The organism is Pseudomonas fluorescens (assembly GCF_902497855.1).
Lineage (GTDB): Bacteria > Pseudomonadota > Gammaproteobacteria > Pseudomonadales > Pseudomonadaceae > Aquipseudomonas > Aquipseudomonas fluorescens_BI.
Genome location: NZ_CABVHU010000004.1, coordinates 203,354 through 216,625, shown reverse-complemented (window position 1 = coordinate 216,625; position 13,272 = coordinate 203,354). Strand labels below are relative to the sequence as shown.

General features: G+C 60.7%; 12 protein-coding genes. 5 read left to right on the top strand and 7 right to left on the bottom strand.

Annotated features, from left to right (window positions below; translation table 11 throughout):
* Positions 1-29 precede the first annotated feature (29 nt).
* From F8N96_RS10845 to gnd, 3 genes are read right to left on the bottom strand one after another with little or no spacing between them, the layout of a single operon-like run.
* Complete coding sequence (locus F8N96_RS10845) at positions 30-851, bottom strand: HAD family hydrolase (RefSeq protein ID WP_150797794.1); 822 nt, start codon at positions 849-851, stop codon at positions 30-32.
* The gene (gene zwf / locus F8N96_RS10840) at positions 848-2,371 is read right to left on the bottom strand and encodes a glucose-6-phosphate dehydrogenase (protein ID WP_150797793.1); all 1,524 of its coding nucleotides are present in this window, start codon (positions 2,369-2,371) and stop codon (positions 848-850) included. Before zwf ends, F8N96_RS10845 begins: the two co-directional genes overlap by 4 nt.
* Positions 2,368-3,372 carry a phosphogluconate dehydrogenase (NAD(+)-dependent, decarboxylating) gene (gene gnd / locus F8N96_RS10835; protein ID WP_263596452.1) on the bottom strand — a complete coding sequence of 335 codons (1,005 nt, stop codon included), beginning with the start codon at positions 3,370-3,372 and terminating at the stop codon, positions 2,368-2,370. Before gnd ends, zwf begins: the two co-directional genes overlap by 4 nt.
* 247 nt (positions 3,373-3,619) lie before the next feature.
* Here gnd and F8N96_RS10830 point away from each other — a divergent pair, with 247 nt between their 5' ends.
* The 4 genes from F8N96_RS10830 (at position 3,620) to F8N96_RS10815 (ending at position 8,543) form a co-directional block, all read left to right on the top strand.
* On the top strand, positions 3,620-3,802 hold the full coding sequence (locus tag F8N96_RS10830) for a DUF6026 family protein (RefSeq protein ID WP_128869788.1): 183 nt from the start codon (positions 3,620-3,622) through the stop codon (positions 3,800-3,802).
* Between the two features lie 198 nt (positions 3,803-4,000).
* Positions 4,001-5,746: a phosphoethanolamine transferase CptA gene (locus tag F8N96_RS10825; protein ID WP_150797791.1), complete on the top strand. Its 1,746-nt coding sequence runs from the start codon at positions 4,001-4,003 to the stop codon at positions 5,744-5,746.
* Between the two features lie 255 nt (positions 5,747-6,001).
* Complete coding sequence (locus F8N96_RS10820; protein ID WP_150797790.1) at positions 6,002-8,239, top strand: TonB-dependent siderophore receptor; 2,238 nt, start codon at positions 6,002-6,004, stop codon at positions 8,237-8,239.
* 100 nt (positions 8,240-8,339) lie between these two features.
* A complete protein-coding gene (locus tag F8N96_RS10815) occupies positions 8,340-8,543 on the top strand; it encodes a hypothetical protein (RefSeq protein WP_150797789.1) in 204 nt (67 codons plus the stop codon).
* Between the two features lie 65 nt (positions 8,544-8,608).
* On the opposite strand, the gene F8N96_RS10810 is transcribed toward F8N96_RS10815, so the two are convergent.
* From F8N96_RS10810 to zapE, 3 genes are all read right to left on the bottom strand, one after another.
* The gene (locus F8N96_RS10810; RefSeq protein WP_150797788.1) at positions 8,609-9,019 is read right to left on the bottom strand and encodes a hypothetical protein; all 411 of its coding nucleotides are present in this window, start codon (positions 9,017-9,019) and stop codon (positions 8,609-8,611) included.
* Between the two features lie 91 nt (positions 9,020-9,110).
* Positions 9,111-9,692, bottom strand: coding sequence for a DinB family protein (locus F8N96_RS10805; protein WP_150797787.1), 582 nt, complete (start codon positions 9,690-9,692; stop codon positions 9,111-9,113).
* Between the two features lie 16 nt (positions 9,693-9,708).
* Complete coding sequence (zapE, locus tag F8N96_RS10800; protein WP_150797786.1) at positions 9,709-10,827, bottom strand: cell division protein ZapE; 1,119 nt, start codon at positions 10,825-10,827, stop codon at positions 9,709-9,711.
* A 305-nt stretch (positions 10,828-11,132) separates the two neighbouring features.
* Here zapE and F8N96_RS10795 point away from each other — a divergent pair, with 305 nt between their 5' ends.
* Complete coding sequence (locus tag F8N96_RS10795; protein ID WP_150797785.1) at positions 11,133-12,185, top strand: aldo/keto reductase; 1,053 nt, start codon at positions 11,133-11,135, stop codon at positions 12,183-12,185.
* 125 nt (positions 12,186-12,310) lie between these two features.
* Here F8N96_RS10795 and speB read toward each other — a convergent pair whose 3' ends face one another.
* Entirely contained in the window at positions 12,311-13,270 is a 960-nt protein-coding gene (gene speB / locus F8N96_RS10785) for an agmatinase (RefSeq protein ID WP_150797784.1), read from the bottom strand.
* Positions 13,271-13,272 lie beyond the last annotated feature (2 nt).

The window sequence follows — 13,272 nt, the reverse complement described above, 5'->3', positions numbered from 1 at the left end:
CAAGCCCGCTCCCACAGGGTTTGGTGTCGTCAGCGCGGGAGTATGTAGCGCTCGATCGCCTGCGCCGCGCCATCATCGGTGTTGCTGCCCGTGATCACATGCGCCTGGCGCTGCACCGCCTCTTCCGCCTGCCCCATGGCGATCGACAATCCCGCGCGATGAAACATCGCCGGGTCGTTTCCGCCATCGCCCAAGGCTGCCGTCTGCGCCAGCGGCACACCCAGATACGCGGCCAATGTCGCCAGCGCCTCGCCCTTGTTCGCTTTCATCGCAGTCACGTCCAGGTACACCGGCTGCGAGCGCGAGACTTGCGCCTGGTCCTCAACCTTGGGCAGCAGTTGCGCTTCCAGTTCGATCAACAGTCCAGTGTTGTGACTGGCCGCGACAATCTTGTCGATCTGCTCCAGATACGGCTCGAAACTTTCCACCACCACCGGCGGATACCCCAGGCCATGCTGCTCGCGCGGCACCATGGGCCCGGACGGGTCTTTCACCAGCCAGTCGCCGCCGCTGAACACCCAGACTTCGATATCCGGCAGATCGGCAAACAGCGTCAAGGTGGTCAGCGCGGCCGTGGCCGGCAAGTAATGCGCGACCAGAATGCTACCGTCGGGGTTGACCAGGGTGCCGCCATTGAACGCCGCCGTCGGCAGATCGACACCCAGGGCTTCGATCTGCTGCAGCATGGCTTTGGGTGGACGGCCGGTGGCCAGGCTGAACAGCACGCCCGCCTCGCGCAACGAACGGACCGCTTCGATCGTGCGCTGGCTGAGGCTGTGATCGGGCAGCAGCAAGGTGCCATCCATGTCACTGAGCAGAAAACGAATGGGCTGTTGCGTCGGCTCACTCATCCCAGGCCGTGCCAGACGCGACCGTCGCGGGTCAGCAGATCTTCTGCGGCCTGCGGCCCGTCTTCACCGGCCGCGTAGCTCTGCACGCTCGCGTCCTGCTGCCAGGCATCGAGGAACGGCTGCACGGCGCGCCAGCCATTCTCGATGTTGTCGGCGCGCTGGAACAGCGTCTGATCGCCCGTCAGGCAATCGTAGATCAAGGTCTCGTAGCCGGTGGACGGCTGCATTTCGAAGAAATCCTTGTAGGCAAACCCCAATTCGATATTGGCCATCTTCAGCGCAGGCCCAGGCCTTTTGGCCAGCAGGTCGAACCACATGCCTTCGTTGGGCTGGATCTGGATCCGCAGATAGGTCGGCTGCAACTCATCGACCTCGGTATCGCGGAACTGCGCGTACGGCGCCGGCTTGAAACAGATGACGATCTCGGTGTCGCGCACGCTCATGCGCTTGCCGGTGCGCAGGTAGAACGGCACGCCGACCCAGCGCCAGTTGTCGATCATGACCTTGAGGGCCACGTAGGTTTCGGTGTTGCTGTCTTGTGCCACGTTGTTTTCCTGGCGATACCCCGGCAACGGCTTGCCGTCGATTTCACCGGGCGCATATTGGCCGCGCACCGAGTTGGCCCGCGCCTCCTCGACCGACCAGGGGCGAATCGCCCCGACCACCTTGGCTTTCTCGCCGCGAACCGCATCGGCGCCAAAGGCTGCCGGTGGCTCCATGGCCACCATTGCCAACAACTGGAACAGGTGATTGGGCACCATGTCCCGCAGGGCGCCGGTGTGCTCATAAAAACTGCCACGGGTTTCCACGCCGACGGTCTCGGCGGCGGTGATCTGCACGTGGTCGATGTAATGATTGTTCCAGAACGCTTCGAACAGGCTGTTGGAAAACCGGCTGATCAGAATGTTCTGTACGGTTTCCTTGCCCAGGTAGTGATCGATCCGGTAGATCTGGTTTTCCGACATAACCTTGAGCAGGCAAGCGTTCAAGGCTTCGGCGGTAGGCAGATCGGAGCCGAACGGTTTTTCGATCACCACCCTCCTGAACGCTTCAGGCGTTTCTTGCAGCAAACCGGCGGCGCCAAGTCGACGCACCACCTCACTGAAAAAACGCGGCGCGGTGGCCAGGTAGAACACCGCGTTGCCAGTGCCGCTGTCGGCGATTTTCGCCGCCAACGCTTGATAGGTGCTGTCGTCCAGAAAGTCGCCCTGGACGTAGCTGATGCCTTTGGCCAGTTTGGCCCACAACACCGGATCAAGGGCTTGATCGCCTTTGCCGACCTTGGAGGCCACTTCGGCGCGAATGAAGTCTTCGAGTTTTTTCGCGAAGCCCTCATCGCTGATGGCGTTGTGGTCGACGCCGATGATCCGCAATCCATCCCCAAGCAGACCGTCACGGCTCAGGTTGTACAGCGCCGGCATCAGCAGACGCTTGACCAGGTCACCATGGGCACCGAACAGGAACAGCGTGGTCGGTGGTGCGGGTTCTGCCTTGGATTTATTGCGGATCAGGCGGGTCATTTTTTCGCAGTCTCCACATGGCCGCCGAAGCCGAAGCGCTGGGCCGAGAGAATCTTGTCGCCAAAGGTGCCTTGCCCGCGCGAACGGTAGCGGGAGAACAGCGAGTTCGACAGCACCGGCACGGGCACCGATTGCTCCATGGCGGCTTCGATGGTCCAGCGACCTTCGCCGCTGTCCGCCACCGAGCCCGAGTACCCGTCGAGCTTCGGATCGCTGGCCAATGCGTCGGCGGTCAGGTCGAGCAGCCAGGACGAGACAACGCTGCCACGGCGCCAGACTTCGGCGATGTCGGCGACGTTCAGGTCGAAACGCTGGTCTTCCGGCAGGTTGGTGCTGGCCTTGGTCTTGAGGATGTCGAAGCCTTCGGCGAAGGCCTGCATCATGCCGTATTCGATGCCGTTGTGGATCATCTTCACGAAATGCCCGGAACCTGCGGGACCCGCGTGGATATAACCCCGTTCGGCACGATCGTCATCAGACTTGCGATCCTTGGTACGCGGAATGTCGCCCAGGCCCGGTGCCAGGCTTTCGAACAGCGGATCGAGACGTTTAACGGTCTCGGCATCGCCACCGATCATCATGCAGTACCCGCGCTCCAGGCCCCAGACGCCGCCCGAGGTGCCGACGTCGATGTAGTGCAGGCCTTTTTCCGACAGGGTTTTCGCCCGGCGGATGTCGTCCTTATAGAAGGTGTTGCCGCCGTCGATGATGGTGTCGCCGGATTCGAGCAACGTGCTCAGGGTGTCGATGGTGTCTTCGGTCGGTGCGCCGGCCGGCAACATGACCCAGACCGCCCGTGGCCTGGCCAGGCCGGCAACCAGGGCTGGGAGGTCGGCAACGCCGGTGGCGCCCGCTTCGCTCAGGTTTTCGACGAAGGCGGTATTGCGGTCGTAAACAACGGTGGTGTGCCCGTTGAGCATCAGGCGCCGTGCAATATTGCCGCCCATGCGGCCCAGTCCGATAATCCCGAGTTGCATGTTCTGATGCTCCCTACTACAAATAAAGTGTGTCAAAGGTTATAGCCCAACGCGACTAATGTGGGTTAGTCCAGAGCGGCGGGACGAAGTTTCCGGGCATTGTGCCCGATCCAGACTCATAACGTCAGAAATCGTGCCGAAGACACAACGACCATGAAAAATAAAAAAGTTCCATTCTTGTGCAAAAGAAATCAAAATCGGCGCCGATAGTAAGTCAGCATCCGACGTCGGAGCGGATTTACAGTTGAATCAGCCATTTGCGAGGTGAGCAATGGGCACATTACTAGCAGCACGGCCAGCACAAACCCTTTACGTCACAATCCGTCGCGATGAATTGCGCCAGTTGAAAGACGAGCGCGACCAGTTGAGGCAGGAAGTCGCGCAGCTGCGCTTGCTGACACAAGATGCCCAGGCTCAGTCCTGGCCCGTCACACAGCGTGCTCCCCACGCCTGATCCTTTTGCTTGAACCGGAAGCGGCCTTCTGCTGCTTCCAATACGCCCCCATGCTGCCCTGACTGCGGCAATCACAATTTTTTCACACACACCTGTCGATACTCCGGCTCATTGTGGCCGCTCGGTATCCGCGCGCCCCCCGTTCGTCGGTGATATTCACGTCTCGGCGAAGGCAGTGATTTCAGGTTGGAGCGATGAATGGCTTTGTTTAAACGCAGCACCACGTCTGCGAAAGGTTTTGATTGGGCAGGACTTCTCTGGCTGTTTCTGTTCTTCTGGTATTTTTCCGGCATTACCCAGCTACTGATCCAGCTGACGGGCACCTCCGGTTTCACCGGGTTCCGCCAGGCCTTTATCATGAGCGCCATCTGGCTGGCGCCGATGCTGCTGTTCCCCAGACAGACCCGGGTATTGGCCGCGCTGATCGGCGTGGTGCTGTGGGCCTGCTCCATGGCGAGCCTCGGCTACTTCTTCATTTACCAGCAGGAATTCTCCCAAAGCGTCATCTTCATCATGTTCGAGTCGAACACCTCTGAAGCGGGCGAGTACATGACCCAGTACTTTGCCTGGTGGATGGTGGCGGCCTTCCTCGCCCACACGCTGTTCGCCTGGTTCCTGTGGACGCGTTTGCGTCCGGTGTACATGCCCCGCGGACAGGCGCTGGTCGCGGCAACGGCCATTCTGGTGGCGGTGATCGGTTATCCGCTGATCAAACACACCGTCCGCACCGGCAGCCTGGCGAGTGGTTTCGAGAAATTCGAGACCCGCATCGAGCCTGCCGTGCCCTGGCAGATGGCCGTGGCTTATCACCGCTACCTCGACACGCTGGCCGGCATGCAGGACATGCTCACCAGCGCGAGCAAGATCCCGCCATTGCACAATCTCAAGGACTCGGCGGCCAATCAGCCGTCAACCCTGGTGCTGGTGATCGGTGAATCCACCAACCGTCAGCGCATGAGCCTGTACGGCTACCCTCGGGACACCACGCCGGAGCTGGACAAGCTAAAGGATGAGCTGGCGGTTTTCGATAACGTAATCACTCCGCGCCCGTACACCATCGAGGCGTTGCAACAGGTGCTGACCTTCGCCGACGAAGACAACCCGGACCTGTACCTGTCGACCCCGTCGCTGGTGAGCATGATGAAACAGGCGGGCTACAAGACCTTCTGGATCACCAACCAGCAGACCATGACCAAGCGCAACACCATGTTGACGACCTTCTCCCAGCAGGCCGACGAGCAGGTGTACCTGAACAACAACCGCAATCAGAACGCCGCCCAGTACGATGGCGATGTGATCGCGCCGTTCAACAAGGCCCTGACAGACGCCGCGCCGCGCAAGCTGATCGTCGTGCACCTGCTCGGCACGCACATGAGCTATCAATACCGCTATCCATCGACCTTCGACAAGTTCAAGGACCGCCAGGGTGTTCCGCCAGGCGTGCGCGACGATCAGTTGCCGACCTACAACAGCTACGACAATGCGGTGCTGTACAACGACTTTGTGGTCTCGAGCCTGATCAAGGACTTCGCCAAATCCGATCCGAACGGGTTCCTGCTGTACCTTTCCGACCATGGGGAAGATGTGTTCGACTCCCCTGGCCATAGCACCCTGGGACGCAACGAAAGCAAGCCGACGGCGCCGATGTACACCATCCCGTTCATGGCCTGGGCCTCGCCTAAATGGCGCGAAACCCATGACTGGAGCTTTGCCGGCGATCTGGGGCGGCCGTACAGCAGCTCGCACCTGATTCATACCTGGGCCGATCTCGCAGGGCTCAGCTTCGATGAACTCGATCGCAGCAAGAGCCTGGTCAGCGACAGCTTCAAGCCCCGGCCCTTGATGATCGGCAACCCCTACGAGCGCCAGCAGCGGCCGCTGATCGACTTCAGCCTGATGAAACCAAAGGCATTGCCACCTGCCCCGGAGCTTGTCCAGAAGTAGATCCCCTGTAGGAGCGAGCTTGCTCGCGATGGATTCAAGAGCACCGCGTTCAGTCAGTTAAAACGCGTCATCGTTAACATCCATCGCGAGCAAGCTCGCTCCTACAAAGAATCCATCGCAGCGCCCTGACCAGGGATTAATCTGACAGCAACATCGCAAAGATAATAATTATTCTCGTTTAAAGCTAAATCCCCGCTCTCCCCTTCGTCTTTGAGCAAACGGAATTTTTCCCTCGAAGACAAGGAGTCGGCTGCGATGTTCGCGCCTATCACCCGTTCCATGACCTTTACCCTGGGCCTTTGCAGTGCCGCCCTGTGCCCTGATCTGCTGGCTGAAACCGGTTCTGATCCAGAATCCGGCAGCGCCCTTGAACTGGGCGCCACCAATGTGACCGCCATGGGGTTGGCCAGCACCACCGAAAACACCGAGTCCTACACCACCGGCGCCATGAGCACCGCCACCCGCCTGAACCTGTCGATCAAGGAAACGCCGCAATCGGTGTCCGTGGTCACCCGTCAGCAGATGGACGACTTCAAGCTCGGCTCGCTGTCCGAAGCCATGGGCCAGACCACAGGCATAGTGGTCCAGCACAACGACTCGGACCGGGTCAGCTATTCCTCCCGCGGCTATACGATCAGCAATTTCCAGGTCGATGGCATGCTCAATACCTTCAGCTACATGAAATCCGACTCGGACACCATCATCTACGACCGCATCGAAGTGGTTCGCGGTGCGACCGGCCTGACCACGGGTGCGGGCGACCCGTCGGCCACCATCAACATGGTGCGCAAGCGACCGACAGCGCAGTGGCAAGTCCAGACCGGTGTCAGCGGTGGCAGTTATGACGACTATTACAGTTACCTGGATGTCGGCGGCCCGCTGGCCCTTGACGGCCGCCTGCGGGGTCGCGGCGTGCTGGCCTATCGCGATGCCGACTCGTTCCGTGACAAGTATCAGCAACAACGGGAAGTCGGTTACGGCATTCTCGAAGCCGATTTGACCGACGACACCGTGCTGGCCGTGGGTTACGACTATCAGAATAAACACGTGCAGGGCTCCTCCTATGGCACCTTGCCGTACTGGAATTCCGACGGTGGCAAAGCGAACCTGGGACGCTCCACCAATATGGCCACGTCCTGGAGTTCCTGGCCGATCAAGGACAAGACAGCATTCGCCACGCTGGAGCAACAACTGGGCGCCGGCTGGCATTTCAAAGCGGCCTACACCCACCGCGAAAGCGATACCGACGGCAAGTTGTATTACGGTGGTGGCGGCTTCCCGAACGAGGACCGCAGCGGCATGACCGCCTACCTGGGCCACATGCTCGGGACGCAGAAGATGAAGGCTTATGACTTCAACGTGGCGGGGCCCTACTCGCTGTTCGGACGGGAACACGAAATGATGCTCGGGTATGGCGAAGCCGAGCGCAGTGAAGAAAGCCCCTACCTGGTCCAAGGCGCACTGCCGCCGGACTACTTGAACATTCCCGACTGGAAATACATGGGCAACATCGCCAAGTATCCCGATACCGTCACCGGCCTTACAGGATCAAAAGACAGTACCCGCCAGAAAGCCGGTTATCTGGCCACTCGTCTGAGCCTGACGGATGAGCTGCACGCGGTGCTCGGGAGTCGTTATGGCAGCTGGAAAGCCTCGAGCAAGACCAACAGCTATGACGATAACCTGCAGCTGGAAAGCGTCGATGCCACCCGCCAGCAACACAACGACATCTGGACGCCTTACGCCGGGCTGCTTTACGACCTCACACCCGAATACACCGTGTACGTCAGCTACACCGACATTTTCAAACCGCAGTCCAATCGCGACAGCAACCGCAAATACCTCGAACCGGTGGTGGGCAGCAACTATGAGTTGGGGCTCAAGGGCAGCCTCCTGGAAGAGCGCCTGAACCTGGCCACCGCGCTGTTCTGGAGCAAACAGGACAACGTCGCGGAGCTTGACGATTCGGTGCCCCCGGACCCGGTGACCGGCGAGGAGTTCTTCAAGTCAGGCGGGAAAGGCAACAAGGTCCAGGGCTTCGAAGCCGAGGTTTCGGGCGAGGTCATGGCCGGCTGGAACATGACGGCCGGCTACACCTACACCCATTCGGCCAATGGCGAAAAGCAACGCGCCAACACCAACCAGCCACTGAATATGCTGCGCCTGTCCACAGCCTATCGCCTGCCCGGCGACTGGCAGGCACTGACCGTGGGCGGCGCGGTGAACTGGCAGAGCGACGTGTACCGCGCCGCCAGTCGCCCGATCGGACGCGACGCCGACGGTGAGGTGATCACCGCAAGCGCGAACATCCGCCAGGAGGCTTATTCCGTCGTCAGACTGATGTCGCGCTATGAGTTCGACCGGCATCTGTCCGCTTCGCTGAATGTCGATAACCTGTTCGACGAAAAGTATTACGACAACGTCGGCTTCTACAACGGCGTGTTCTGGGGTGACCCGCGCACGGTCACCCTGAGCCTGGACTGGAAGCTCTAGCGTTTTAACGCCCGCTTAACGGAATCGGCAGATAATGGACCTTCGACATTGCATTGGAGCATGGACGAAAGGCACCCTAATTCCTGATGGGAGGCACACCATGAAACGTACACCCCTGATCATCGCCGGCCTGATGACGTTCGTCTCGGCCACCGCACTGGCCGAAGGTGGGGCAGAACGGATGCGGTATTACTACGACAGCCTGCGGCTCAGTCAGCAGCAGGCCCAGGAGCACACAGGTTCGCAGTTCCGGGTCCCGGACGATCAGACCGCGCAAGTGACCGAGTCCTACAAGCCGAAATGACCGATCCGCTGTGTAGGAGCCGGCTTGCTGGCGAAGACGGCGGTACATTCGGCAGAGGTGTTGGCTCACGGACCGCCTTCGCTGGCAAGCCAGCTCCTACAGGGGATTTTCAGCGCACGCCAGGTCGGTGAACGCCAACGGTCCCGTGTAGGAGCCGGCTTGCTGGCGAAGGCGTCGGCACATTCGGCAGAGATGTTGGCTGACACACCGCTTTCGCTGGCAAGCCAGCTCCTACAGGGGATTTTCAGCGCACGCCAGGTCGGTGAACGCCAACGGTCCCGTGTAGGAGCCGGCTTGCTGGCGAAGGCGTCGGCACATTCGGCAGAGATGTTGGCTGACACACCGCTTTCGCTGGCAAGCCAGCTCCTACAGGGGATTTTCAGCGCACGCCAGGTCGGTGAACGCCAACGGTCCCGTGTAGGAGCCGGCTTGCTGGCGAAGGCGTCGGCACATTCGGCAGAGATGTTGGCTGACACACCGCTTTCGCTGGCAAGCCAGCTCCTACAGGGCCGATGTACACCCCATCCATGGAGGACGCGTCCGGCCGCAGGCTGCGATTTTTCGACGTTAATGCCCCCAGATCAAGGCCTCGGTCCACCCGAGTTGGGCAAAATCCGCCGCCCGCAACCCCGTCTCACCGGCACAGAAAAACTCGTCCAGTTGCGGCGGCTTGACCGGGGTGCCGCTGAGCATGGCATGCACCTGCCCGCGATGATGAATCTGGTGCTCGAACAGATGCGACAACAGGCGCAAACGGCTGTCATGTTGGGGTGTGTCACGGGCGATGGTCACGATCTTGCCGAGGTCTGCGTCACGCATTTGCTCGCAGTAGGCGATCAGCCGACGGTCCACCAGGGTTTGCTCGCGCTTGAGGTCGGCGGCCGTTGAACAAGGCTCGTCGTGCTTGAAAAACACATTGCAATCGGGATGCGGGTCATCGCCGCGCAATTCCCGCTCCAGTGCATCCACGTAAAACCAGTCACAGGTCAGGATGTGATTGAGCGTCGCGCGCAGGCTGGGGAAGAAACTGACCCTGGGCGCCGTCAGTTCATCCGGACTCAACTGGCCCCAGGCCCCGGCAAGTCGATGATTGGCCCAGGCATTCTGATAGGCCATGGTCAGTAAATGGTGAGACAGCGGCTGGTTCATTTTCTCCTCGCAAATATCAAGCGTCGGCGAAACGTTGCAACTGCATTTCCTGTAGGCGGCTGAGGGTGCGGCGAAACGGAAACTCCAGATAACCCTCGGTATAGAGCGATTCCATCGGTACCTGCGCTTCGAGGTACAGCGGCACTTTACGGTCGTAGCACTCGTCCACCAGGGCAATGAAACGCCGCACACCGTCATCATTCACCGACAATTGCGGCAACTCGCGATCGCCCGCCGCCACCCGCTCGACGCCATCTTCGGTACCGCGGGCGATGCGTCCGGCGCGTTTCTGCGCGCTGAGGTTGGGCACTTCACTCAACAGAATAGCCTTGAAGGTGTCGCACAGCGCCATGAAATCCATGGCGGCAAAGGGCTGCTCACAGAGGTCGGAGTAACGGCTCCAGAGCACGGTTTGACTGGACTGCACCACATCGAGAGCACGGTAGCCGACCTTGATCGGCTCGCTGGATAGCGACTGGCCGACGGTCAGGGCCTTGAACACGTCCGCCAAGGCGGCGGTCTGCCCAGGCGTTGCGACCCAATAACGTTGCAATCCTGTGCCCGGGTGCAGGCGATGGTCTTCGCCGCCGTTGACCTCGATCACCTGCATGTGCTGCTTGATCGCCGCGATGGCAGGCATGAACCGGTCACGGTTGAAGCCATCCGCGTAGAGCTGGTCCGGCGGCTGGTTGGAGGTGCAGACCACCACCACGCCCTGCTCGAACATCACCTGGAACAGGCGCCCGAGAATGATCGCATCACCGATGTCATTGACGAACAGCTCATCGAAGCACAACACCCGCACGTCCTGGCTCAGTTCACGGGCCAGTGCCTGCAACGGGTCGGCGGTGCCGGTCAGCTGGAACGAGCGCTGATGCACCCAGCCCATGAAGTGATGAAAGTGCTGGCGCCGGGCCGGAACCTGCAGGCTCTGGTAGAACTTGTCCATCAACCAGGTCTTGCCGCGCCCGACCGGGCCCCACAGGTAGACGCCGGTGATCGGCGTGCGCCCTTGATGCAGGGCTTCGTAGCATTTCTGCAAGGCCCAGACCGCATGTTCCTGGGCCTCGTCCTGGACGAAGCCCTTGTGTTCAATGGCGTGCTGCCAGGCGCTGAGGGGGGAGTCTGGATTCATGCGCGGCAGTATGCCACGTCCGCTGCAGGGAGATCTCCAGCCGGACATATAATCCCTGTGGGAGCGGCGGTGCGGCGATCCGACTTGCCCGCGAAGGCGTCATGGCAGCCGATACATTCGTTGAATGTGACAGCTTCTTCGCGGGCAACTCGAATCGCCACTCGCTCGCTCCACAAGGTTATGCCTGAAAGGCACGAGAGCGAATGAAAAAGGGTCTTGACGAATTATATTATGATCATCATATTGATCAAATATCGCACGACATCTAAATCCAGCCCAGTGCCCTTCCTGTCAGGAGTCATCCCATGCATTACAAAGTATTTGGCCGCAAAACCGGCTTGCGGGTCTCGGAACTGGCGCTGGGCGCCGGTAACTTCGGCACGGGATGGGGGCACGGCGCCGAACGTGACGAAGCCAAGCGCATTTTCGACGGCTATCTGCAAGCCGGTGGCAATTTCATCGACACCGCCAATGGTTATCAAGGTGGGCAGTCGGAAATTATGCTCAGCGAGTTCATCGCCGCGGAACGCGAGCGTCTGGTCATCGCCACCAAATACACCTTGGGGACTACACCGGCTGCGGGCATTTCCCACACCGGCAACAACCGCAAGAATATGATCCGTGCCGTGGAAGAAAGTCTGACTCGACTGAAAACCGATCACATCGATCTGTTCTGGGCGCACATGAGCGACGGCGTAACGCCCATGGAAGAGATCCTGCGGGGTTTCGACGATCTGGTGCGCGCCGGCAAGATTCATTACGCCGGGCTGTCGAACTTCCCGGCGTGGCGCATCGCCCGGGCCGACGTGCTGGCCGAGGTTCGCGGCTTTGCGCCGATTGCCGCCATTCAGGTCGAGTACAGCCTTGCCGAACGCACCGCCGAACGGGAACAACTGCCCATGGCCGAAGCCCTCGGCCTGGCCGCGACGTTATGGTCGCCCCTGGGTGGCGGGTTTCTCACCGGCAAGTACCGCAGCAATGATAGCGACAACCGCGCAGCTAAACTCGGCATGCTGGTTCACGCCGAAAAAAGCGCCCGGGAAACAGCCCTGCTCGACGCCTTGCTGGACGTCGCCGCGCAACTGCAAGCCAGCCCGACGCATGTGGCCATTGCCTGGCTGCGGGAAAAGGCCCGGCGTTCGACCACCGCGCTGATTCCGATTCTGGGTTCGCGGACCCGTGAGCAACTGGATGCGACGCTGGGAGCGCTGGAGGTGCAATTGAGTGTTGAGCAGATGGCGCGGCTTGATGGGGTCAGCGACGTGGCAATGGGCGTGCCCCATGAATCCATTGCCGGATCGATGACGCGGTTTACCGGGGCTGAAACCCTGGACTTGCCCATCATTCCAGTGGCCTGATACGGATCAACAGGTGGGAGATCAACATGTGTGCGAGCTTGCTCGCGAAAGCGGTGGGTCAGTCAGCATGTGTGTTGAATGTGCCGCCTTCGCTGGCAAGCCAGCTCCTACAGGGGGGTTGTGTTTTACCTGTCGACCTTGTGCCTGGCCGCATAGAGGCACAGCATTTCCATCGCCAGGGTCGCCGCCGCCAATGACGTGATATCCGCACTGTCGTACGCCGGCGCCACTTCCACCACGTCCATGCCCACCAGATTGATCCCGCGCAGGCCGCCGAGGATTTCCAGCGCCTGCACCGTGCTCAAGCCGCCACATACCGGCGTCCCCGTACCCGGGGCAAAAGCCGGGTCGAGGCAGTCGATGTCGAACGTCAGGTACACCGGGTTATCCCCGACCCGCGCCCGAATCGCCTCGACAATCGCATCAACCCCGCGCCGATGCACTTGTCGCGCATCCAGTACCGCGAAGCCCTGATGATCGTCATTGGTGGTGCGCAAACCGATCTGCACCGAGCGCAACGGATCGACCAGGCCTTCCCTGGCTGCGTGCCAGAACATAGTGCCGTGATCGACGCGCTTGCCGCCCTCGTCCGGCCAGGTATCGCTGTGGGCATCGAAGTGGATCAGCGACAACGCACCATGTTTGCGGGCATGGGCCTTGAGCAGCGGATAGGTGATGAAATGATCGCCACCAAAGGTCAGCATCGCGCTGCCGGCGTTGAGGATGTGCTCGGCATGGGCCTCGATGCTTTCCGGCACCGACTGCGGCGTGCCGTAATCGAAGGCGCAATCACCGTAGTCGACCACCGCCAGATGGTCGAACGGATCGAACGTCCATGGCCAGTGGCGCTCCCAGGCAATCCCGGTGGATGCAGCGCGAATGCCCCGCGGTCCGAAACGTGCGCCGGGGCGGTTGCTGGTGGCCGTGTCGAACGGCACCCCGCTGACCGCCACGTCGACGCCGCGCAAGTCGCGGCTGTAGCGACGACGCATGAAACTGGTGATGCCGGCGTAGGTACTTTCGGCGGCTGTTCCGTAAAGGCTGTCACGGGTGAGGGCTTGATCGTTCTGCACAGGGACGTCCATTG